Consider the following 21,292-nt stretch of genomic DNA (forward strand, 5'->3'; position numbering starts at 1 on the left):
GCTGACCTCTATACGGTCAGCGCACTCCACACATCGACGTGCTCAGAAGTCGGCGGTGATCTGGGCGAGCCGGATCTGGTTGCCCGACGGGTCCCGGAAGCCGCAGTCGATGCCGTAGGGCCGCTGTTCCGGCTTCTCGGTGAACTCCACGCCGCGCGCGGACAGCTCGTCGTAGTCGCGACGGACGTCATCGGTGACCAGGAAGATCGCGCCGACCAGGCCCTGGCTCATCACCTTCTCGACCAGGTCGTGCTGTTCGTCGGTGAGGACCGGGGCGCCGGGGATCTCCATCAGCACGACCTCGATGTCCGGCTGGTCCTTCGGTCCGACGGTCAGCCAGCGGAACCCCGGCATCTCGGGGAAGCTGGCGTCGGAACGAAGCTCGAAGCCGACCTTGTTGGTCCAGAAGTCCAGGGCGACCTCCTGGTCGTGCACCCAGAGGTTGATGGTCGAGATGGTGATGCTCATCGGGGCTCTCCTCGCTCGTTGTCCGGTGACGGCTCGGGCGGTGGCCCGGGCGATGGCTCAGACGCTACGGAGTCGGCGGGGGCCGGGTCTTCTCGAAACGTGCGGACCTGGGGCCGGCCGTGCGCGCGCACCACGCAGCTGGGCAGTGCGAAGCGGCCCGGGACCGGCGGGAACGCGGCACGATACGCGGTCGGGGTCCGACCGAACGTGCGGGTGAAGCTGGTGGTGAAGCTGCCCACGCTGGTCAGGCCGACCGCCATGCAGATGTCCGCGACGCTGTGATCGGTGTTGCGCAGCAGTGCGGCCGCCCGCTCCAGACGCCGGGTGAGCAGGTAGCCGTGCGGGGTGACGCCGAAGGTCTCCTTGAACGCCCTGGTGAAGTGCGCCTGGCTCAGCCCGGCGACCGAGGCCATGGCGGCCACGCCGATCGGCTCGGTGTAGTTGGCATCGGCGAAGTCACGGGCGCGCAGCAGATGACGCTCGGTGGGCAGAGGCATCGAGACCGAGTCTGACCGGTCGGCACCGTCCGCGACAATGGGCCGGTGGCCGAACCGACGCCGAGCGTGCTCCGCCTGCCCGGCGGCGAGCCGGGTGGCCGCGGAACGCCGAGCTGGTCGAGCTGGCCGGGATGACCGGCTATCTCACCATCGCCGGTGACGCCGAGGCCGAGATCGAGGTCAAGCGATCCCGCTTCCGCTGCACGCTGCGCCGAGTCGAGGACGAGACCACGGCGCGGGCCGTGGTCGAGCGGCTTCGCAGGGACCACTGGGACGCGCGACACCACTGCTCCGCCTTCCGTCTGGGCCCGGGGCCGCAGCCGGTCGAGCGGTCCAGCGACGACGGCGAACCGGCGGGTACGGCGGGCGCGCCGATGCTGGAGGTGCTGCGTGGTCACGCCGGGGCCGGCGTCAGCGACGTGGTCGCGGTGGTGACGCGGTGGTTCGGCGGCACGCTGCTCGGTGCCGGGGGACTGGTCCGGGCCTACTCCGAGGCGGTACGGCTGGCGCTGGCCGAGGCCGGCGGCCTGCGCCGCGAGCTGCTCGGCATCTGGTCGGTGGCGCTGACCCACGACGTCGCCGGCCGGATCGAGACCGAGCTGCGTGCCGCCGGCGCGACGGTCCTCGAGACGACGTACGCCGAGCGGGTGGGGCTGCGACTCGGCGTCGCTCCGGTCGACCTGCCGCGCGTCGAGGCGCTGCTCGCGGCGGCCACCGGCGGCACCGGCCGGATGGCGGCGGTCAGAGAACGCTGGGTCGACATCGGCGAGAGCTGAGCCCGCGCTCACCACGGGATCGAGGACGCCTCGGTGCCGGCACGTGGCTCGCCGGCGGCCTCGGTGAAGGCGAGGAGCGCGTCAACGAGCACGCGGTGCTCGGTGGCCGGCATTCGTCGCACGATGTCCGCGATGGCCCGTCGACGTCGCTCGGTGACCAGAGCGACCACCTCCCGCCCGCTGGCCGTGGCGCGGATGATCACCTCGCGCCGGTCGTGCTCGTTCTCCCGACGATCGACGAGTCCGGCCTCGATCAGTCGGTCGACGGTGCGCAACGCCGTCGACGGCCCGACACCGAGGCGCTGAGCGAGCTGGTTGAGTCGGGTCGGGCCGTGACCGTCCAGCACCACCAGGGTCCTGAACTGGCCGAGGGTGACCCGATCCTCGATGTCGGCCAGGGAGCGCGCGGAGACGCCGACCAGGGAACGTGATGCCGTCAGGAGCGCGGTGACCAGCTCCTCGTTGTCGTCTCGCGATGTGTCCATCCGAGCGATCCTACGAGGCATTGCCCGACACAATAGTTGCCTGATGCAATGGATCTCTCGCTGGCTCCGTACGGCCGACGTCGCGCTGGTCGCCCTCTCCGTCGTCGTGGGCGTCGGCACCGCCCTGCTCGCCGTGGCCTTCCGCTGGCTGATCCGCGTCTTCACGCTCGTGTTCTCGGGGTACGCCGACTACGCCGCCCATCCGGGCGCCGCCCACCCAGGACTCGAGTGGGCGGGCCGGTTCTTCGTGGTGCTCGCTCCCGCGGTTGCCGGACTGGCGTACGGACCGATCGTGCGCGCCTTCGCGCCGGAGGCGCGCGGTCACGGCGTACCCGAGGTCATGGTCGCGGTCGCGCACCACGGTGGTCGGATCCGTCCGCAGGTCCCGGCGGTGAAGGCGCTGGCCTCGGCGCTGTGCATCGGCGGTGGCGGGTCGGTGGGCCGGGAGGGGCCGATCGTCCAGATCGGCTCGGCGTGGGGATCGACGCTGGGGATCCTGGCGCGGCTCAACGCGCCTCGGTTGAGGGTGCTGGTGGCCTGTGGTGCCGCAGGAGGCATCGCCGCCACCTTCAACGCCCCCTTGGCGGGGGTGTTCTTCGCGATGGAGCTCATCCTCGGCGACTTCACCGCCCAGGTGTTCGGGATGGTCGTCCTGGCCAGCGTGACCAGTGCCGCCATCGGACGTGCGATCCTCGGCGACGACCCGTTCCTGATGCTGCCGTCGTTCTCCCTCGAGCACCACTGGGAGTACGCCTTGGTGGCACTCCTCGGCCTGATCGCGGGTCTCCTCGGCGTGCTGTTCAGCCGAGTGCTCTACGCCATCGAGGACCTGTGCGATGCCTGGTGGCGCTGGCCGGAGTGGGCGCGGCCGGCGGTCGGGGGCTTGGCGCTGGGCGTCCTGCTGCTCGCCCTGCCACAGCTGTACGGCGTGGGCTACCCCGTCCTCGGCAAGGCTGTCGGCGGAGGCTACGCGGTGTGGTTCCTGCTGTTGCTGGCGGCCGGCAAGATGGTGGCGACCAGCCTGACCATCGGGATCGGTGGATCCGGCGGTGTCTTCGCGCCGAGCCTGTTCCTCGGCGCGATGCTCGGGGCCGCCTTCGGTGAGATCGCCCAGGTGGCCGGGGCCCACATCGCGCCGGTCGGAGCCTACGCGGTGATCGGTATGGCGGCGGTCTTCGCGGGGGCGGCAAGGGCGCCGATCACGGCCGTGGTGATGCTCTTCGAACTCACCGGCGAGTATTCGGTCATCCTGCCGTTGATGGTCGCGGTCGCGCTGGCCACCGGACTGAGTCATCGGTTCAGCCCGGACACCATCTACACCCGCAAGCTGAGCCGCCGCGGCGTCGATCTGGACCGGTCGGAGATCATCGCCGTCGGGGATCGTTGAGCGGCGGTATCGTCGTCACCGTCATGAGCATCCAGGTCCCGCTGCCGGAGGTCCCGGCCGCCGTGGAGTTCTTCGGTGCCGAGGGCTACGTGCTGACCGCGAACTCCACCGGCGCGGTGCGTGCCGCCGGGGTCCAGGTCCGGTGCGACGGCGACCGGTTGAGGATCGGCGCCGGCCGGGCGGCCTCGGCGAACGTCGAGGCCGCCGGGCTGGTGACGCTGCTCTTCGCGCCGCTGGAGGCGAAGGGGCACACCCTGCTGGTCGACGGCACCGCCGTCGTCGCCGGCGACGAGATCGTGATCACGCCGACCAGCGGCGTGCTCCATCGACCGCCGTACCACTCCGACGGTCCGCCGCCGCCGGCGATCGCGGCGGCCTGGCGGCCGGGCGGCTGCTGAGCCTTCCGCCACGATCCGGCGCGGCGTTCGATTGGCGCGCCCGGGAGGACCTGGCCGAGGATGGAGCGGTGGACATCGAGATCCGTGCCGCGACCGCCGCCGACTGGCCGCAGATCCATGAGTTCTTCGCGGACATCGTCGCCGACGGGGAGACCTACGCCTATCCCGACGACCTGACCTCCGACGAGGCCGCGGCGCTGTGGATGCAGGACCATGTGGTTGTCGCGGTCGACGGCGTGACGGTGCTCGGCAGCGCGAAGATGGGACCGAACCGTCCCGGTCGCGGGAGCCACGTCGGCACCGCCTCGTTCATGGTCTCCCCGGCGGCGCGCGGACGGGGAGTCGGCCGGCTGCTGGGGGAGTACTGCGTGACATGGCACCGCGAGCAGGGCTTCGCCGCCATCCAGTTCAATGCGGTCGTCGAGACCAACACCGCGGCAATGGCGCTGTGGACCTCGCTCGGCTTCCGGGTCATCGGCACCGTCCCCGGCGCGTTCCGCTCACGGCGGCACGGCTACGTCGGCCTGTGCGTGATGCATCTACCGCTGTCGTGACCAGACGAGCGATCGGACTCTCCCAGCACGGGCCGAGAACCCTCCCAGCGCACGCACAGGAACGACCCGTTGGGTTGGTCATGACCCGATCTCGAGCCGACGGGAGTCACATGCGCACCGCCGAGCCCCTGCCCGATGTACGCCGACCACGGGCGGACGCCGCCCATGCCGAGGGACCGGCCCGGCCGAGCCCGGATCGCGTCGTGTTGCACGTCGGCTCGCCGAAGAGCGCCACCACCTACCTGCAGCACCGGCTGGCTCTCAACGCGGCCCATCTCGCCGACCAGGGCGTGGTGCTGCCCCGGGGGCGTGGGCTCCACCATCCGCTGAGCCTGCACTATCGGGCGGCGCTCGACCTGCGTGGGATGCGGCACGGGCGCCGGGGCTGGGAGGTCGACGGCCGCTGGGACGAGCTGGTCGGGCGGATCCGCCGGTCGGACGGCGTACGACTGGTCAGCCACGAGGTGTTCGCCGGTGCGACCCGGGAGCAGGCCCGCCAGGCGGTCGCCGACCTCGACGGCCTGGAGGTGCACGTGGTCGTCAGCGCCACCGACCTCGGCCGACAGCTCGCCGGAGGCTGGCAGGAGTCCGTCAAGCACGGCGGGGTCAGGAGCTTCGGCGAGTTCCTCGAGGCCGCGCGCCGGCGAGAGCTGCCGCTGATGCGCGATCTCAACCTGCGCCGGGTCTTCGAGGTGTGGGGCGCGGAGCTTCCGGCGGAGCGACTCCATCTGGTGACGGTGCCGCGGGCCAGCTCGCAGCGGTCGTTGCCCTGGGAGCGGTTCGCCGCGGCGCTCGGCATCGACCCGGCATCGGCGCCCCGTGAGCCGAACCGGGACGACCGGGTCAACGCCTCGCTGGGGGTGGCGCAGACCCGGCTGCTGCGCGAGCTCAACCAGCGGCTCGGCGAGTCGGTGCGCCGCGGCGGTCGGTATCACCGCATCGTCCAGGAGGTGCTGGTCCGGCGTGGCCTGCGGACGACTCCCCAGGCCCGGATCGAGCTCGACCCCGCCCATCACGAGTGGGTGCGGCGTACCGGCGAGCGTTGGCAGCGCTGGATCCGACAGCGCGGCGTCCAGGTCCACGGCGATCTCGCGGATCTCATCCCGGTGGCGATGCCGGCCGAGCGCTGGGTCGATCCGGACGCGAACCGGCTCGACGCGATGGACGGCGTCGGTGTCGGCGCTCTCGCCGAGTTGCTCGCCGAGGTCGACCGCCGAGGTCGCCCGACCTGGTGGGCGCAGGACAAGGTCCGCCGCGTCCGCCGCCGGCTGCGCAGGCCGGGCGTCGAGGACCGCGACCAGGACCGGTAGCAGCCTGCGACCCCCCGCGGTCGGATCGATCGCGTGGCACACCGTGCCGGACCGTTGTGACGACGCCTCAGGCGGTTTCGGGAAACGGGATCCCCGTGTTCGCGTGGCAGCGGTAGCCGTTCGGGACGCGGTCCAGGTACTGCTGGTGAGCCGGTTCGGCCGGATAGAAGGTCGGCACCTCACGGATCTCGGTGGTGATCTCGCCGTACCCCCGGCGGGCGATCTCCTCGCCGTAGATCCGGGTCAGCTCGCGCGCGGTCGCCTCCTGCTCGGCGGTGGCCACATAGAGCGCGGACCGATACTGGGTGCCGACGTCGTTGCCCTGCCGCATCCCCTGGGTCGGGTCGTGGATCTCGAAGAACCGCTTGACCAGGTCGGCGTAGGACACCTTCGAGGGGTCGAAGACCACCCGCACGGCCTCGGTGTGGTTGGTCAGGCCGGTGCAGACCTCGTCGTACGTCGGATGCGGCGTGGTGCCGCCCTGGTAGCCGACGGCAGTGGCATAGACCCCCGGGATCTGCCAGAAGATCTCCTCGGCGCCCCAGAAGCAGCCGAGTCCGAAGTAGGCGACCTCGAAGCCCTCCGGCGCGGTGCCGGCGGCGGGATCGGCCAGCAGCGGCGTGCCGAGCACCCGGTGGGCGGCGGGTAGGTCGAAGAGCTCCTCGGCGCGCCCGGGCAGGGTGCGCTCAGCGGGCTGGAGAGCGGCGGAACGACCGAACATCAGACCTCCTCAAAGTCGTGCTTCACAGTCTGCAACACCGTGGAGGCCGCCCGCGTTCCCAGCGGACCCGCAGGTCTGCCGAATCCATCGCAGACGCCGGTGGGATCGCGGCCGTGCTCACCGGGCAGCCCGGGAGCCCGGGGCATAGGCTCGGCCCCGTGAGCGAACAGCAGCATCGGCACAAGTCCGGCTTCGAGACCCGCGCCATCCACGCCGGCTACGAGCCCGACCCCGTCACCGGCGCGGTGATCCCGCCCATCTTCGCGACCTCGACCTACAAGCAGGACGGCGTCGGCGGGCTGCGCGGCGGCTACGAGTACAGCCGCTCGGCCAACCCGACCCGGACCGCGTTGGAGGGTGCGCTGGCGGCGGTCGAGGACGGCGAGCGCGGCTTCGCGTTCGCCTCCGGCCTGGCTGCCGAGGACACCCTGATCCGCAGCCTGCTGAGGCCCGGCGACCACCTGGTCATCCCGGACGACGCCTACGGCGGCACCTTCCGACTCGTCGACAAGGTCGCGGCTCCCTGGGGGGTCGACTACGACGCCGTCCCGGTCTGGGACACCGAGGCCGTCGCGGCGGCGATCCGTCCCGGTCGGACCAGGCTGGTCTGGGTCGAGACCCCGACCAATCCGCTGCTCAACATCGGCGACATCGCCGCCCTGGCCGCCCTCGCCCACGACGCCGGCGCGCTGCTGGTGGTGGACAACACCTTCGCCTCGCCGTACCTCCAGCAGCCCCTCACGCTGGGCGCCGACATCGTCGTGCACTCCACCACGAAGTACGTCGGCGGGCACTCCGACGTGGTCGGCGGTGCGCTGGTGGTGCGTGACCTGGAGATCGCCGACAGGATCGCGTTCCACCAGAACTCGATCGGCGGCGTCGCCGACCCGTTCGCCGCCTTCCTCACCCACCGTGGGCTGAAGACCCTCGCGGTCCGGATGGAGCGGCACTGTGACAACGCCGAGCGCGTCGTCGCGTTCCTCACCGCCCATCCGTCGGTGGGTGAGGTCATCTATCCCGGGCTGGAGACGCACCCCGGCCATGAGACGGCCCAACGCCAGATGAGGCGGTTCGGCGGCATGGTCTCCTTCCGGGTCGCCGGCGGCGAGCGGCAGGCGCTCGCCGTCTGCGCCCGCACGGAGGTCTTCACCCTCGGTGAGTCGTTGGGCGGAGTGGAGAGCCTGATCGAGCATCCCGCCCGGATGACGCACGCCTCGGTCGCCGGCACCGATCTGGAGGTGCCGGCCGACCTGCTGCGGCTCTCGGTGGGCCTCGAGACCGCCGGCGATCTGGTCGCGGACCTGGAGCGCGCCCTCGATGGCTGAGTCGGTCGGGCGACCTCTCGCCGGGCGCCTGGCGACGCCGGTAGCCTCCATCCTGTGAGCGACGACGGCCGCACCTCGGGGGAAGGGCCAGCCGACGACCCCGGCCCCGCGGCGAGCGACGAGACCGGGGAGGGGAGCGGCGGGCCCGACCGGAGCGGCGAGCCCGATCAGCCCGATCAGCCCGATCAGCCCGGCCGGCCCGACGAGAACCGGGCTCGCGACCGTGTGCACCGGCGCCGGGGCGCGGGCCCGCGCCGAGGCGAGCCGTCGTCGGAGACCGGCGCCGGTCCCGAGCGCGAGTCCACCGAGAGCCTGGCGAGCAGGCTGTACCAGCAGTGGAGCCAGTTGCGCGAGGTGCGACAGGAGCAGCTCGCCTCACCGGCGCCGCTGAGCAGCAGCCTGCCGCGCAAGGCCACCGTGCCGTACGGCGTGGAGCTCGCTGCCTCCTGGGCGTGGCGGCTGCTGGTGATCGTGGCCGCCGGCTACCTGCTGGTCCGTGCCCTGGGCTACCTGGAGGTGGTGGTCATCCCGGTCGCCATCGCCCTGCTGATCGCCGCCCTCGTCACGCCCATCGTCAACGCTCTGCAACGCATCGGGATACCCCGTAGCGCGGCCGCGCTGCTGGTGGTGATCGGGGTGATCGTCCTGGTCGCGGCGATGCTCACCTTCGCCGGCAGCCAGGTGGCCTCCGGCGCCAGCGACCTGGCCAACCAGGCGTCGGCGGGGCTCGGCGAGATCCGCCGCTGGCTGAAGACCGGCCCGCTGCACGCCACCGACAGTCAGATCGACGGCTGGATCGAGCGGGCGCAGAGGGGACTGCAGGACTGGGGCACCGCCGGCGGCAGCCCGATCAGCCGGGTCACCGAGGTCGGCGGGGTCGCCCTGGACGTGATCGCGGGCCTGTTCATCGTGCTGTTCTCGACGTACTTCTTCTGCGCCGAGGGCGACCGGATCTGGGCCTGGCTGGTGCGTCTGGCCCCGCGCGGCGCCCGCGAGCGGGTGGACAGCTCGGGGCGGGTCGCCTGGACCTCGCTGACCCAGTTCACCCGCGCCACCGTCATCGTCGCCGCGGTCGACTCGGCCGGCATCATGATCGTCGCCGCGATCCTGGGCGTCCCGTTCGTCGCCGCGATCGGCGTGCTCGTCTTCCTGGGCGCCTTCGTCCCGCTGATCGGCGCCACCGTCGCCGGCACCGTCGCGGTGCTGGTCGCGCTGGTGGACCAGGGCCTGATCACCGCGCTGATCATGCTCGGCGGCGTGATCCTGGTCCAGCAGCTGGAGGCGCACGGACTGCAGCCGTTCCTGATGGGGCGCTGGGTGGCGGTCCATCCGCTGGCGGTGATCCTGGCGATCGCCACCGGTGTCCTCGTCGCGGGCGTGGCGGGAGCGCTGGTGGCGGTGCCGCTGGCCGCCGCGGTGAACGCGGTGGTGCACCATCTTGCCGCCGAGCGGGACCCGGACGAGCCTGACGACATGGCCGGCCTGGAGCCCGAGTGAGTCCGGAGGATCCGATGAGTCAACCCGAGACACCCGCGGCATTGTCGCCGGCCGACCTCGCCGCCGCCCGGGAGCTGCTGCGCGGGCATGTGGTCGAGACGCCGATCCAGACCTCCCGCTGGCTCACCGAGGCGGTGGGCACCCCGGTGCTGCTCAAGTGCGAGAACCTGCAGCGCACGGGATCCTTCAAGGCCCGGGGCGCCTACGTCCGGATCGCGCGGCTGCCGGCGGCGGAGCGCGCCCGTGGAGTGGTGGCCGCCTCCGCCGGGAACCACGCCCAGGGGGTGGCGCTGGCGGCGAAGATGCTCGGCATCCCGGCGACGGTCTTCATGCCCGAGGGCGCGCCGATCCCGAAGGAGAACGCCACCCGCGGCTACGGCGCCGAGGTGGTCTTCTCCGGTGAGTACCTGGAGCAGTCGATGACCGCCGCCCGGGCGTTCGCGGCCGAGACCGGGGCCGTGCTCATCCATCCCTACGACCACACCGACGTGGTCGCCGGGCAGGCCACCCTCGGCCTTGAGCTGCTGGAACAGGTCCCCGAGGCGCGCACCGTCATCGTGCCGCTGGGCGGCGGCGGATTGCTGTCGGGGGTGGCGCTCGCGATGAAGACCGCCCGGCCGGATCTCCGGATCGTCGGCGTCCAGGCCGAGGCGGCCGCGGCGTACCCGGGCTCGCTGGCGGCCGGCAGACCGGTGCAGCTCACCAGGATGCAGACCATGGCGGACGGCATCGCCGTCGGTCTGCCGGGCGAGGTCAACTTCCCGATCATCCGCGACCTGGTGGACGAGATCCGGATGGTCTCGGAGGAGTCGATCTCGCGGTCGCTGCTGGCGCTGGTGGAGCGCGCCAAGCTGGTGGTCGAGGCCTCGGGCGCGGTCGGGGTGGCGGCGCTGTTCGACGACCCGAGCGGCTTCGAGGGGCCGATCGTCGTGGTCCTCTCCGGGGGCAACATCGATCCGCTGCTGCTCGGCAAGGTGATCCAGCACGGGATGACGGCCGCCGGGCGCTATCTGCCGGTGCGGGTGACCATCCCGGACACGCCCGGGTCGCTGGCGGCCATGCTGCGCGTGGTGGGGGAGTCGGGTGCCAGCGTGCTGGAGGTGGTGCACACCCGGCACAGCCCGAGCCTCTACCTCGACGAGGTGGAGGTGCAGCTCCAACTGGAGACCCGCGGCGCACGCCACGCCGAGCAGGTGCTCGCCGGTCTGCGCGAGCAGGGGTACGCCGCGACCACCGACTGACGCGCGAGCGGCCCCACGATCGCCCCGGCGCAGATGGTCGATCGTCCGCCGCCGCTCGCCCACACCGGCGGTTATGTGCGAGGGCGACCACAACATTGTTAGACTTCTATTTCTGACGTCTCCGAGATCGCGATGCGTCACCGACTATCGACGGCCTCGGGACACCGAGAGCGCCGGCCCGGGTTGTCCCTGGTCCGGCGTTTCGTACATACCAGGAGAACTCACCATGACGCAGTCGACGCAATCCAGCCCCGCCACCGTGTGGCTCAGCAAGGGTGCCTTCGACAAGCTGACCGCTGAGCTCGAGTACCTCAAGGGTCCCCGCCGCCAGCAGGTCGTCGCGGAGATCAGCTCGGCCCGCGACGAGGGCGACCTGAAGGAGAACGGCGGCTACCACGCTGCCCGCGAGGAGCAGGGCCGCCTGGAGGGCGAGATCCTCAAGCTCGAGCAGACCCTGCGCGGTGCCGACACGACCGCGCCCGAGGACGACGGAGTGGTCGCTCCCGGCAAGGTCGTCACCTACAAGTTCGACGGCGACGACGACGATGAGGCCGAGACGTTCCTGCTCGCCTCCATCGAGATGAAGCCGTACGCCGACGAGCTGGACGTCTACTCCCCGGCCGCGCCGATCGGTGCCGCGCTCAGCGGTGCCCGGGTGGGTGACACCGTCGAGTTCACCGGCCCGACCGGCCGGACGCTGAAGGTGCATGTGCTCAAGGCCGTGCCGTTCGTCGACTGAGGATCAGCTGCGCGGCGGGTTTTCACGCGCGCCGGTTTCACCGGTTCACCGGTGAAACTGCCACTTCTCGGGGGTTGCAACCCTCGAGAAGTGGCAGTTTCGCGCAGTAAGTCGTCCCCTGGCCACATGGCGGTTGCCCGCTGGGCCGGTTCAGCGAGCGTCGGACTGCCCGGGTGCGGTGCAGCCGCCCCACTCCACCCGGGCGGCCTCGCGCTCGGTGGCGAAGACCACCCGCGCGGCGCCGCTCTCGGTGACCTTGATGGTGGTCCGGCCCAGGACCTGCTGGTTGGGATCCTCGGCGGTGACGGTGCAGGTGGCGGTGACGTCGGCATGCAACCGGACCACGTAGTCCACCCGCACCTTGTTCTCGCCCTGCGCCTGCCAGGTCGACAGCCCGGAGGTCACCTTCGGATGCAGGTTGACCCACAGCGCCCAGCCGAACCAGGCCACCGCGAGCACGACCAGCACCAGCAGTGCGATCAGCAGCACCCGTCCCTTGGGCCGGTCACGGCGATAGCGACGGGCGATCCGATCGGCGGGGTCCTGCACACTCACGGCCATATCGTCCCACCCGATGCCACACGCTTAGGATCGAGGCTATGTCGCAGCACCCCGGCCAGGAGACCTCGCAGCATGCCGGGCTCCGGCTGATGCACGTCCACGCGCACCCCGACGACGAGTCCAGCAAGGGCGCCGCCACCACCGCCCGCTACGTCGCCGAGGGGGTCGACGTGCACGTGGCGACCTGCACCGGCGGCGAGCGCGGCTCCATCCTCAACCCGAAGATGGACCGCCCGGGCATCCTGGAGAACCTCTCCGAGATCCGCCGCCAGGAGATGGAGCGTGCCCGCGACATCCTCGGCGTGAGCCAGGACTGGCTGGGCTTCGTCGACTCCGGCTGGCCGGAGGGAGACCCCAAGCCGCCGTTGCCCGAGGACGCCTTCGGTCGGGTGCCGCTCGAGGAGGCGATCGTGCCGCTGGTGCGGCTGATCCGGACCTTCCGACCGCACGTGATGACGACGTACGACGAACGCGGCGGCTACCCGCACCCGGATCATGTGATGTGCCATCGGGTGAGCGTGGCGGCCTTCGCCGCCGCCGCGGATCCGGATCGGTTCGCCGGCCTGGGTGAGCCGTGGCAGGTGCTGAAGCTCTACTACAACCACGGCTTCAACCGGCCCCGCACCCAGGCGCTGCACGATGCGATGATCGCGCACGGGCTGGAGTCGCCGTACGCCGAACGGCTCGCCCACTGGAAGCCGGAGCCGGAGTGGGATGCGCGCATCACCACCCGGGTGCCGTGCGCGGCGTACTTCGGGGTGCGCGACCAGGCCCTGCTCGCCCACGCCACTCAGATCGACCCGGACGGCTCCTGGTTCGCGATCCCGCGTGAGGTCCAGGAGACGGTCTGGCCCACCGAGGACTTCGAGCTGGTCACCAGCTATGTGCCCACCGACCTGCCCGAGGACGACCTGTTCGCGGGCGTCGGGACACCGGCCGAGGCCGACGCCGCCGGGCGTGCGACGGTCGGCGCGGACGTCGCGGTGGGCCACCTCGTCACCGAGTGAGACACTGGAGTCATGTCCGCCCTCGTCCTGGTCATCACCGCGGCCGACAAGATCCCCGACGACAACGATGTGGTTGCCGGCTGGGGCGCGTTCGGCGTCTTCTTGCTGCTCATCCTGGCGGTGGCGTTCCTCGGCTGGAGCCTGAGCCGGCAGTTCAAGAAGGTCCGGGCCGCGCGCGAGGCCGGGGTGTACGACGACGAGCCGACCCCGAAGGCCGCCGCGCCGGCACCGCAGGCGCGCGACACCTCGCGGGAGCAGCACCCGACCGACTGAGCCGGTCCCAGGACCCCGCCCCTCACCGGCGATCTCACAGTAAGCGCACAGGGAACTCAAGGGCTCGGCTCACCGCAGCCGCGTTTGATAGTTGATGAGAGCAACTATCAGACGGAGGATCCCATGACTACCGCCACCAATCAGGGCACCGGCGGCGACGCCGTCGCCCGGTACCAGTACCTGCTCCGCACCGCGCCGCCCGACCAGATCGAGCAGGCGCATGAGCAGGCCTTCGCCGCGATGACCCCGGCCGAGCGGCAACAGGTCCTGCAGGCCCTCTCGACCACCTCGGAGGTGCCGGCCGATGCCTCGGCCTCGGCCCTGGCCCGCTCGGCGACCAGGCTCGAGGTGCAGCAGCCGGGTGCGCTGCAGCGGCTCTTCGGCAGCAACGGACTCGGCTCGGCCGGAGTCGGCACCACCATCCTGGCCTCGCTGGCGGCCGGCTTCGTCGGCTCGGCGATCTGGGGCGCGCTCACCGGCGGCGACGGCATCGGCGGGCGACCCGGGTTCCTGTCCCGCCTCTTCGGCGGCGGGGGCTTCGGCCACGGCGGCTTCGGGGGCCCGGGAGGCTTCGGCGGCCCCGGGGGAGGCTTCGGCGGCCCGGGCGGCGGCCCCGGCGGTCCTGGCGGCCCCGGCGGACGGTTCTGACGACCTCCGAGGCACCGGCCGCGGAGGCAGACAGCCGCGTCGGCCGCCGGCTCGGTCCGGGTCGCTCAGAGCACCTGGGCGATCGCCGGCAGCAGGTCCCGGAAGGTCCGGCCGTTGGCGATCTGTCCGATGGCCGTCATCGACCAGCCACCGCCGGTGCGAGCGACCTTCGCCATGATCTGCGCGGTGTGACTGCCGGATCCGGTCAGGTCGTAGCGGGCGATCTCGGTGCGGGTGGTCTCGTCGACCAGCCGGCAGAAGGCGTTCTCGATCTGGGAGAAGTCCTGGCCGGTGAAGGAGTTCACCAGGAACACGATCTGGGCCACCTGTGCCGGCACCCGGTCGAGATGGACGGTGATCGACTCGTCGTCGCCCTCGCCCTCCCCGGTGAGGTTGTCCCCGGAGTGACGCACCGAGCCGTCCTGGCTGTTGAGCTGGCGGAACCAGACCTGGTCGACCGGCTGCCCCTGGGCGTCGTACAACACCGCCGAGGCGTCCAGGTCGATCGACTGCGACCGGGAGCCGAAGAGTCCCCTCTTCTTCATCGCGTCCCACCCCAGCCCCATCCGGACGTGGGTCAGGCCGCCGCCGTCCCCCTTGACCAGCGAGACGCTCTGACCCTTGGTGAGCGAGACTGACATGAGACCTCCCAGATCGACGATGATCGAGCCGACGCCGTGGGCGGCGACAGCCGGTGACACCCTAGGCCTTCCACCCGCGCCGATCGGCGAAACCCACCGTGCCCGGCCCCGGCCGGAGCGACTCCGGCCGGAAGTGGTTTCTTCACTGGACGGACAAGGTAGGTTCACAGGCGTCGGCCCGAAATCCGGGTAGCCGCACCGAACAGGAGTCCAGTCATGGCCGTCTCGCTCACCAAGGGTGGCAACGTCTCGCTGACCAAGGAGGCCGGCCCGGGTGGGCTGAACGCGGTCACGGTCGGCCTCGGCTGGGACGTGCGTACGACGACCGGCGCCGACTTCGACCTGGACTCCTCGGCGCTGGCGGTCACCGAGGCCGGGTCGGTGCTCTCCGACAAGCACTTCGTCTTCTACGGCAACCTGGTCAGCGCGGACGGCTCGATCGAGCACAGCGGGGACAACCTGACCGGCGCGGGTGAGGGCGACGACGAGCAGATCAAGGTCAACCTGGCCGCCGTACCGGCCGAGATCGACAAGATCGTGGTGGCCGCCTCCATCTACGACGCGGACGCGCGCGGCCAGAGCTTCGGCCAGGTGCGCAACGCGTTCATCCGGGTGGTCAACCAGGCCGATGGCGCCGAGCTGGCCCGCTACGACCTGTCCGAGGACGCCTCCACCGAGACCGCGATGATCTTCGGCGAGCTCTACCGGCACGGCGGCGAGTGGAAGTTCCGCGCGGTCGGCCAGGGCTACGCCTCCGGGCTGGCCGGCATCGCCAAGGACTACGGCGTCAACGTCTGAGTTCCCCGGGTCAACCCAGAGCATCGATCCACACCATCTGAAAGGACCAGTCGATGTCGGTATCGCTCACCAAAGGCGGCAACGTCAGCCTCAGCAAGATGTCCCCGAGCCTGACCGCGGTCGCGGTCGGCCTCGGCTGGGATGTGCGTACGACGACCGGCGCGGACTTCGACCTGGACGCGAGCGCGCTGATCTGCGGTGCGGACGGTCGGGTGCTCTCCGACCAGCACTTCGTCTTCTTCAACAATCTGACCTCACCCGACGGCGCGGTCGAGCACACCGGCGACAACCTGACCGGTGAGGGCGAGGGCGACGACGAGGTGATCAACGTCAACCTCAGCGCACTGCCGGCGAGCGTCGACAAGGTCGTCTTCCCGGTCTCCATCTACGACGCGCTCACCCGCCAGCAGTCCTTCGGCCAGGTGATCAACGCCTTCATCCGGATCGTCGATCAGACCAGCGGTGCCGAGCTGGCCCGCTACGACCTGTCCGAGGATGCCTCCACCGAGACCGCGATGATCTTCGGCGAGCTCTACCGCCGGGAGAGCGAGTGGAAGTTCCGCGCCATCGGTCAGGGCTACGCCTCCGGGCTGGCCGGCATCGCCAAGGACTACGGCGTCAACGTCGGCTGACCGGCCGTCGACGCGATCTCACCCGCCAGGCTCGGCAACCAGGCCGGCCCGACATCCCGCTAGGACCCGTATCGTGATCCTCAAGACCTTCGGCTGGGCGTTCGTCGTCACCATCCTCGCGCTCGCCGGCGCGTTGATCCTCGGCGGGCCCTCGGCGCTCGCGCTGGTGGCGATCCTCTCCATCCTGGAGATCTCGCTCTCCTTCGACAACGCGGTGGTCAACGCCACCATCCTCGAGCGGATGAACGCCTTCTGGCAGAAGATCTTCCTGACCATCGGCATCCTGATCGCCGTCTTCGGGATGCGGCTGATCTTCCCGCTGGCGATCGTCAGCATCACCGCTCACCTCAACCCGGTCGAGGTGGTGCAGAAGGCCCTCGACGGCGGCTCCATCGACACCCCCGGCACCTATGCCTACCTGCTCCACGACGCGCACCCGGCGATCGCCGCCTTCGGCGGGATGTTCCTGCTGATGCTGTTCTTGGACTTCGTCTTCGAGGAGCGTGAGATCGCCTGGTTGGCCTGGGTCGAACGGCCGCTGGCCAAGATCGGGAAGCTGGACCAGCTCTCGGTGGTGGTCGCGTTGACCGTGCTGGTGGTGGTGGCGCAGACGATCGCGGAGAAGCCGGACACGGTGATGGTCTCCGGGGCGCTCGGCATCGGGATCTATCTGCTGGTCGGGGGTCTCGGGGACCTGTTCGAGGAGGCCGGCCACCACGAGGACGAGGACGGCAACCGGACGCTGGTCAAGGCCGCCGGCAAGGCGGCGTTCTTCCTCTTCCTCTACCTGGAGGTGCTCGACGCCTCCTTCTCGTTCGACGGCGTGATCGGCGCGTTCGCGATCACCCAGGACATCTTCATCATCGCGGTCGGCCTCGGCGTCGGCGCGATGTACATCCGGTCGCTGACCGTCTACCTGGTGCGGCAGGGCACGCTCTCGGAGTACGTCTATCTGGAGCACGGGGCGATGTGGGCGATCGGTGCCCTGGCCACGATCCTGCTGATCACCATCAAGCACGAGGTGCCCGAGGTGGTGACCGGCCTGATCGGGGTCGGCTTCATCGGCGTCGCGTTCCTCACCTCCCTGATCCGCAAGCGAAACGAGCCGGACGACAACGATGTCTCCGAGAACGAGTTGGTGAACAGCTGATGGCGATCGACTACACGAAGAGTCCGGGAGGCTCGGAGGGCTCGGGCGGCCAGTCGGGCGGCCAGTCGGGCGGCACGGTCTCGCTGACCAAGACCGCGCCGAGCGTGTCGCTGACCAAGCAGGAGTCCGAGAGCGGGATCCTGCGGGTCAACCTGAACTGGAACTCCCGGCCGGGCAAGGGCGGGCTGTTCAAGCGCTCCACCGCCATCGACCTCGACCTCGGCTGCCTGTACGAGTACGCCGACGGCTCCAAGGGGGTCGTGCAGGCGCTGGGGAACGCGTTCAACGACCGGCACAGCTTCGGCGGTACGCCGATCGTCCGGCTCGACGGAGACGACCGCAGCGGCACCAACACCGCCGGGGAGAACCTGTTCGTCGACCTCACCGAGCCGGCTCGGATCAACCGGATCCTGGTGTTCGCGCTCATCTATGACGGCGTCCCCAACTGGGCCGAGGCCGACGGCGTGGTGAGTGTCTACCCGGCCTCCGGCCGCACCTTCGACGTACGGCTGGAGGAGGGGAACCCGCGCGCCCGGATGTGCGGCATCGCGATGATCGCCAACAACGGCGGCAACCTCACCATCACCCGGGAGAACCGCTACGTCAGCGGCCACCAGGAGCTCGACCAGGCCTATGGCTGGGGCCTGCGCTGGACCGCGGGCCGCAAGTAGGCTCCGCGGGTCGGTCACTCCACCAGGCAGCCATGGGCCACTCGGGTGCACGGCGTCAACCGTAGCCGAGCAGAGGCAAATGGTCGTGTGCAGCGAGGACCATTTGCCTCTGTTCGGCCTTGTCCTGGCTCCTGCTTTGTCCTGGCTCCTTCCTTGGCTTCTGCTGCCTTGGCTTCTGCTGCCTTGGCTTGGCTTGGCTTCTGCTTTGCGAGGTCAGGACTGCAGCGCGCGCCAGGCCGGCTCGACCATGACGCGGACGGTCTTGCCGTCGGCGTAGGAACCGATCGCCTTCATCTCCCACGTCCCGGCCGGGGTGCGCAGCAGGGCCGCCATCACCACGCCGGTGCGGGGCTCGGAGTTGGTCAGGTCGTAGCGGACGAGCTCGGTCCCGCGGTCGTCGAGCAGCCGGCAGAAGGCCCGGCTCACGTCGGTGAACTTGTGGCCGCGGTAGGAGTTGATGGTGAAGACCAGCGCCGTCACCTGGGCAGGGATCGCGGACAGGGTGACCCGGATCTGCTCGTCGTCGCCCTCCCCGGCGCCGGTGAGGTTGTCGCCGCTGTGCTGGATCGCGCCGCTCAGCCCGGTCTTGTGACCGAAGTAGATCATCTCGGCCGGGTTCCCGGCGGAGTCGAAGGCGATCACCGAGGCGTCGAGATCGATCGACCGTCCACGCCGGGCCGGGTCCCAACCGAGGCCGAGGGTGACCCGGTCGAGCCCGCCGCCACCCTTGACCAGGCTGACCTTCTGGCCCTTGACCAGACTGACCCTGCCCTGCTCGAGTGAGGCCGTCGGGGCGGCTCCCGGCGGAGGAGGCGGGGTAGGAGTCGGGGTCCACGTCCCGCCCGGTGGCGGTGGCGGCGGGATCGGGGCGCCGGGAGCAGGTGGCGCGGGCGGGACAGGCGGGACAGGGGGCGCCGCGGCCGGCTCCTCGACGCTGATGCCGAAGTCGGTGGCCAGGCCGGCCAGTCCCGAGGCCCAGCCCTGGCCGACCGCGCGGAACTTCCACTCCCCGTTGCGCCGGTAGAACTCCCCGGCGACGAACGCGGTCTCGGTGCTGGCCCCCATCTCGGGGAACCGGACCAGCTCGGCGCCGGTAGCCGCCTCGCTCACCGTCACCGTCAGGCCCTGCACCTGACCGAACGTGCCGCCGTCGGCGGAGGCCGCGACGACCACCTTCTCGATCTCGGCGGGTAGGCGGTCGAGGTCGACCGCGAGGGTGTCGCTGGTCCCGGACTTGCCACGATGGACGACAGCGCCGCTGGCGTGTTGCGGCTGGTTGTAGAAGACGAAGTCGTCGTCGTCGCGCACCTTCCCGGTGGCGGTGAGCAGCAGACCGGAGATGTCCACGTCGGGAGTCCCCGGGCCGCCGGTCCAACCCAGGGTCGCGGTCAGGGAGGTGGCGCCGAGCGCGGTGTTGCCACCCTTGGAGAGGGTCACGGGACCGGGATTCGTCATGCCTCGGATCGTGCCACACCCGACCCACCCCCGATGAGGTTCGGCGTCGGATCGCTCGCCCGCCGGCCACCGGGTGGTGGTAGCGTCCCGCGCCAACCGGCCCTTGCCCACAGGGTCGCCGGATCACCTCCCGGGGAGCGCCGTGCACCACTTCGATCAGCTCGACGACGATCAGCTCGACGCGCTGTTCCACCTGCGGCCCGAGCCCTTCGATCGGTACGACGACCTGGAGACCCTCGCCACCGCGCTCGGCGCCACCCTGTACATGCCGGCCACTCGCCCGGGTCTGGCCGACGATCTGCTGCGGCAGCGGGCGACCGGGCTGACCAGCAGCGTGATCTGCCTGGAGGACGCGATCGCCGACGAGGACCTGCCGTCGGCGCAGAAGCATGCCGGCGCGCAGTTGCGTGATCTGGGCCGCCGCGACCCCGATCGAACGGCGATACCGCTGACCTTCATCCGGGTCCGCAACCCGGAGCAGATCGGGGAGATCGTCGCCGATCTCGCCGAGCACGCCGACCTGCTGTCGGGGTTCGTGCTGCCGAAGTTCACCGCGACCGGCGGGCGGGAGTATCTGGAGGCGATCGCCCAGGCACGGGCGGCCACCGGGCTCCGGCTGCGGGCGATGCCGGTGATCGAGTCGCCGGAGGCCATCTATGCCGAGACCCGCGCCGACCTGCTGGCCGGGGTGGCGGGTCTGCTGGCGGCCCAGCGCGAGTCGGTGCTCGCCGTACGGCTCGGCGCGACCGACCTCTCCTCGGCGTACGGGCTGCGGCGCAGCCGCGACCTGACCGTGTACGACGTGCCGCTGATCGCCTCGGTGATCACCGATGTGGTCAACGTGCTGGGCCGGGCGGACGGCACCGGCTTCGTGGTCACCGGACCGGTCTGGGAGCACTTCCCCGACCAGGGCAGGCTCTTCAAGCCGCAGCTGCGGCAGACCCCGTTCGTCGCCCAGAACGCCGGCCGGCTGCGGCACCGGCTGGTCACCCGCGCACTGGACGGGCTGATCCGCGAGACCGCGTTGGACAAGGCGAACGGACTGACCGGCAAGACCGTCATCCATCCCACCCATGTGCTGGCGGTGCATGCGCTCAGCGTCGTCACCCACGAGGAGTGGAGCGACGCCTGCGACATCGTCGGCCACGACATGACCGGCGGGGGAGTGCGGGCCTCGCAGTACGGCAACAAGATGAACGAGGCCAAGCCTCATCGGGCCTGGGCCGAGCGGATCCTGCGGCGGGCGAGCGTCTTCGGGGTGACCCGCCCGGAGGTGGGCTTCGTCGACCTGCTGATCGCCGGCACCCAGGCGGCCGCGGCGGGCTCCGCCTGACGGCGGCGGCGCCCAGGCGTCGCCAGGCTACTGCGGAGCGAGGGCCGCGCGGGTGCGGCGTACGACGCCCGCGGTGACGTCCCTGACCGCCCGGAGCTCGACCAGATAGGTCCAGTAGTCCGGGTGGGTGCCGTGCAGCGCGGCCCGGGCCGAGGTGAGCCGGGTCATCGCGGTGTCGAGGATCGCCGCCTCGCCGTGCGGCGCCCGGGTGCCGGCGGAGACCACCAGCCGCTGGGCGTCGCGCACCACGAAGCGGACCCGCTCCAGCTCGGCGTCCGGGTCCTCGGCGAGAGCGTCCAGATCGTGTCGCCGCTCGACCACGTCGTTGATCCCCTTCTCCGCGGTCCCCAGATGCTCGCGGGCCCGGTCCAGCAGGTCGGCCGCCTGCTCCCAGCTGCCGGCGGACTGGGCCGTGGCCACCTGGTCGAGCAGTTCGGTCGCGGCCTGGACCTCGCGCTCGGCGGTCGTGGGCACGTCGTCGAGATCCTGCGAGCAGGCCATCGAATAGGTGCGGCGGAGATAGGAGAGCGTCTCCCGGACCTGCGGCACCCGGCCGAGGATGCCCTCGCGACGGGTGCGGGAGGAGGCGAGCCGGCCGCTGCCGTGGTGCCTGAGGTCGAGCAGCCTGGTGGCGGCGGCCACCACGTCCTCGGCCGCGGCGCTCAGCTCGGCGGCCGCGTCCAGCGCGGCCTGCGCTCCGGCCCGGAACGCGCCCCCCGCGGCCA

General features: G+C 71.0%; 25 protein-coding genes. 17 read left to right on the forward strand and 8 right to left on the reverse strand.

Annotated features, from left to right (window positions below; genetic code table 11):
• Nucleotides 1-42: 42 nt before the first annotated feature.
• Together QM638_RS11725 and QM638_RS11730 are read right to left on the reverse strand one after the other, a co-directional pair.
• Entirely contained in the window at nt 43-468 is a 426-nt protein-coding gene (locus QM638_RS11725; RefSeq protein ID WP_415142154.1) for a VOC family protein, read from the reverse strand.
• A complete protein-coding gene (locus tag QM638_RS11730; RefSeq protein WP_415142155.1) occupies nt 465-965 on the reverse strand; it encodes a helix-turn-helix domain-containing protein in 501 nt (166 codons plus the stop codon). Before QM638_RS11730 ends, QM638_RS11725 begins: the two co-directional genes overlap by 4 nt.
• A gap of 131 nt (nt 966-1,096) precedes the next feature.
• Between QM638_RS11730 and QM638_RS11735 the strand changes: the two genes are divergently transcribed.
• Nucleotides 1,097-1,741 (forward strand): IMPACT family protein, encoded by a 645-nt coding sequence (locus QM638_RS11735; RefSeq protein WP_415142156.1) that lies wholly within the window; start codon nt 1,097-1,099, stop codon nt 1,739-1,741.
• 8 nt (nt 1,742-1,749) lie between these two features.
• Here the strand turns inward: QM638_RS11735 and QM638_RS11740 are convergent, their stop codons facing one another.
• Nucleotides 1,750-2,226: a MarR family winged helix-turn-helix transcriptional regulator gene (locus QM638_RS11740; protein WP_415142157.1), complete on the reverse strand. Its 477-nt coding sequence runs from the start codon at nt 2,224-2,226 to the stop codon at nt 1,750-1,752.
• A 43-nt stretch (nt 2,227-2,269) separates the two neighbouring features.
• Between QM638_RS11740 and QM638_RS11745 the strand changes: the two genes are divergently transcribed.
• The 4 genes from QM638_RS11745 (at nt 2,270) to QM638_RS11760 (ending at nt 5,875) form a co-directional block, all read left to right on the forward strand.
• Nucleotides 2,270-3,613, forward strand: a complete 1,344-nt coding sequence (locus QM638_RS11745; protein WP_415142158.1) for a chloride channel protein — start codon at nt 2,270-2,272, stop codon at nt 3,611-3,613.
• A 23-nt stretch (nt 3,614-3,636) separates the two neighbouring features.
• Nucleotides 3,637-4,011, forward strand: coding sequence for a pyridoxamine 5'-phosphate oxidase (locus QM638_RS11750; protein ID WP_415142159.1), 375 nt, complete (start codon nt 3,637-3,639; stop codon nt 4,009-4,011).
• A gap of 68 nt (nt 4,012-4,079) precedes the next feature.
• Nucleotides 4,080-4,565 carry a GNAT family N-acetyltransferase gene (locus QM638_RS11755; RefSeq protein WP_415142160.1) on the forward strand — a complete coding sequence of 162 codons (486 nt, stop codon included), beginning with the start codon at nt 4,080-4,082 and terminating at the stop codon, nt 4,563-4,565.
• An 80-nt stretch (nt 4,566-4,645) separates the two neighbouring features.
• Nucleotides 4,646-5,875, forward strand: a complete 1,230-nt coding sequence (locus tag QM638_RS11760) for a hypothetical protein (protein ID WP_415142161.1) — start codon at nt 4,646-4,648, stop codon at nt 5,873-5,875.
• 67 nt (nt 5,876-5,942) lie between these two features.
• Here the strand turns inward: QM638_RS11760 and msrA are convergent, their stop codons facing one another.
• Nucleotides 5,943-6,596, reverse strand: a complete 654-nt coding sequence (gene msrA, locus QM638_RS11765) for a peptide-methionine (S)-S-oxide reductase MsrA (protein ID WP_415142162.1) — start codon at nt 6,594-6,596, stop codon at nt 5,943-5,945.
• Nucleotides 6,597-6,754: 158 nt separating this feature from the next.
• Here msrA and QM638_RS11770 point away from each other — a divergent pair, with 158 nt between their 5' ends.
• From QM638_RS11770 to greA, 4 genes are all read left to right on the forward strand, one after another.
• Nucleotides 6,755-7,921, forward strand: coding sequence for a cystathionine gamma-synthase (locus QM638_RS11770; RefSeq protein ID WP_415142163.1), 1,167 nt, complete (start codon nt 6,755-6,757; stop codon nt 7,919-7,921).
• Between the two features lie 54 nt (nt 7,922-7,975).
• Nucleotides 7,976-9,418 carry an AI-2E family transporter gene (locus QM638_RS11775; protein ID WP_415142164.1) on the forward strand — a complete coding sequence of 481 codons (1,443 nt, stop codon included), beginning with the start codon at nt 7,976-7,978 and terminating at the stop codon, nt 9,416-9,418.
• A 14-nt stretch (nt 9,419-9,432) separates the two neighbouring features.
• Nucleotides 9,433-10,659, forward strand: coding sequence for a threonine ammonia-lyase (ilvA, locus tag QM638_RS11780; protein WP_415142165.1), 1,227 nt, complete (start codon nt 9,433-9,435; stop codon nt 10,657-10,659).
• A gap of 226 nt (nt 10,660-10,885) precedes the next feature.
• Nucleotides 10,886-11,398: a transcription elongation factor GreA gene (gene greA / locus QM638_RS11785; protein WP_415142166.1), complete on the forward strand. Its 513-nt coding sequence runs from the start codon at nt 10,886-10,888 to the stop codon at nt 11,396-11,398.
• 150 nt (nt 11,399-11,548) lie between these two features.
• Here the strand turns inward: greA and QM638_RS11790 are convergent, their stop codons facing one another.
• On the reverse strand, nt 11,549-11,953 hold the full coding sequence (locus QM638_RS11790; RefSeq protein WP_415142167.1) for a DUF4307 domain-containing protein: 405 nt from the start codon (nt 11,951-11,953) through the stop codon (nt 11,549-11,551).
• Nucleotides 11,954-11,997: 44 nt separating this feature from the next.
• Here QM638_RS11790 and mca point away from each other — a divergent pair, with 44 nt between their 5' ends.
• The 3 genes from mca (at nt 11,998) to QM638_RS11805 (ending at nt 13,887) form a co-directional block, all read left to right on the forward strand.
• Nucleotides 11,998-12,966: a mycothiol conjugate amidase Mca gene (gene mca / locus QM638_RS11795; RefSeq protein ID WP_415142168.1), complete on the forward strand. Its 969-nt coding sequence runs from the start codon at nt 11,998-12,000 to the stop codon at nt 12,964-12,966.
• 12 nt (nt 12,967-12,978) lie between these two features.
• On the forward strand, nt 12,979-13,239 hold the full coding sequence (locus tag QM638_RS11800; protein WP_415142169.1) for a hypothetical protein: 261 nt from the start codon (nt 12,979-12,981) through the stop codon (nt 13,237-13,239).
• 123 nt (nt 13,240-13,362) lie between these two features.
• Complete coding sequence (locus tag QM638_RS11805; RefSeq protein ID WP_415142170.1) at nt 13,363-13,887, forward strand: hypothetical protein; 525 nt, start codon at nt 13,363-13,365, stop codon at nt 13,885-13,887.
• A gap of 65 nt (nt 13,888-13,952) precedes the next feature.
• Here QM638_RS11805 and QM638_RS11810 read toward each other — a convergent pair whose 3' ends face one another.
• Complete coding sequence (locus tag QM638_RS11810) at nt 13,953-14,528, reverse strand: TerD family protein (RefSeq protein WP_415142171.1); 576 nt, start codon at nt 14,526-14,528, stop codon at nt 13,953-13,955.
• A gap of 216 nt (nt 14,529-14,744) precedes the next feature.
• On the opposite strand from QM638_RS11810, the gene QM638_RS11815 reads away from it, so the two are divergent.
• The 4 genes from QM638_RS11815 to QM638_RS11830 all read left to right on the forward strand — a co-directional run bounded on the left by QM638_RS11815 (nt 14,745) and on the right by QM638_RS11830 (nt 17,779).
• A complete protein-coding gene (locus QM638_RS11815) occupies nt 14,745-15,326 on the forward strand; it encodes a TerD family protein (protein ID WP_415142172.1) in 582 nt (193 codons plus the stop codon).
• 53 nt (nt 15,327-15,379) lie between these two features.
• Entirely contained in the window at nt 15,380-15,958 is a 579-nt protein-coding gene (locus tag QM638_RS11820) for a TerD family protein (protein WP_415142173.1), read from the forward strand.
• 73 nt (nt 15,959-16,031) lie between these two features.
• Nucleotides 16,032-17,108 carry a DUF475 domain-containing protein gene (locus QM638_RS11825; protein WP_415142174.1) on the forward strand — a complete coding sequence of 359 codons (1,077 nt, stop codon included), beginning with the start codon at nt 16,032-16,034 and terminating at the stop codon, nt 17,106-17,108.
• Nucleotides 17,108-17,779, forward strand: a complete 672-nt coding sequence (locus QM638_RS11830) for a TerD family protein (protein ID WP_415142175.1) — start codon at nt 17,108-17,110, stop codon at nt 17,777-17,779. The genes QM638_RS11825 and QM638_RS11830 overlap by 1 nt, the downstream gene beginning before the upstream one ends.
• A 213-nt stretch (nt 17,780-17,992) precedes the next feature.
• On the opposite strand, the gene QM638_RS11835 is transcribed toward QM638_RS11830, so the two are convergent.
• Entirely contained in the window at nt 17,993-19,234 is a 1,242-nt protein-coding gene (locus tag QM638_RS11835; RefSeq protein WP_415142176.1) for a TerD family protein, read from the reverse strand.
• 142 nt (nt 19,235-19,376) lie between these two features.
• On the opposite strand from QM638_RS11835, the gene QM638_RS11840 reads away from it, so the two are divergent.
• Entirely contained in the window at nt 19,377-20,567 is a 1,191-nt protein-coding gene (locus QM638_RS11840; RefSeq protein WP_415142177.1) for an HpcH/HpaI aldolase/citrate lyase family protein, read from the forward strand.
• A 27-nt stretch (nt 20,568-20,594) separates the two neighbouring features.
• Here QM638_RS11840 and QM638_RS11845 read toward each other — a convergent pair.
• Nucleotides 20,595-21,292, reverse strand: a 698-nt coding sequence (locus tag QM638_RS11845; protein WP_415142178.1) for a hypothetical protein, incomplete at its 5' end; no start/stop codon positions are given.

Source organism: Nocardioides sp., assembly GCF_047606145.1.
Taxonomy (GTDB): domain Bacteria; phylum Actinomycetota; class Actinomycetes; order Propionibacteriales; family Nocardioidaceae; genus Nocardioides.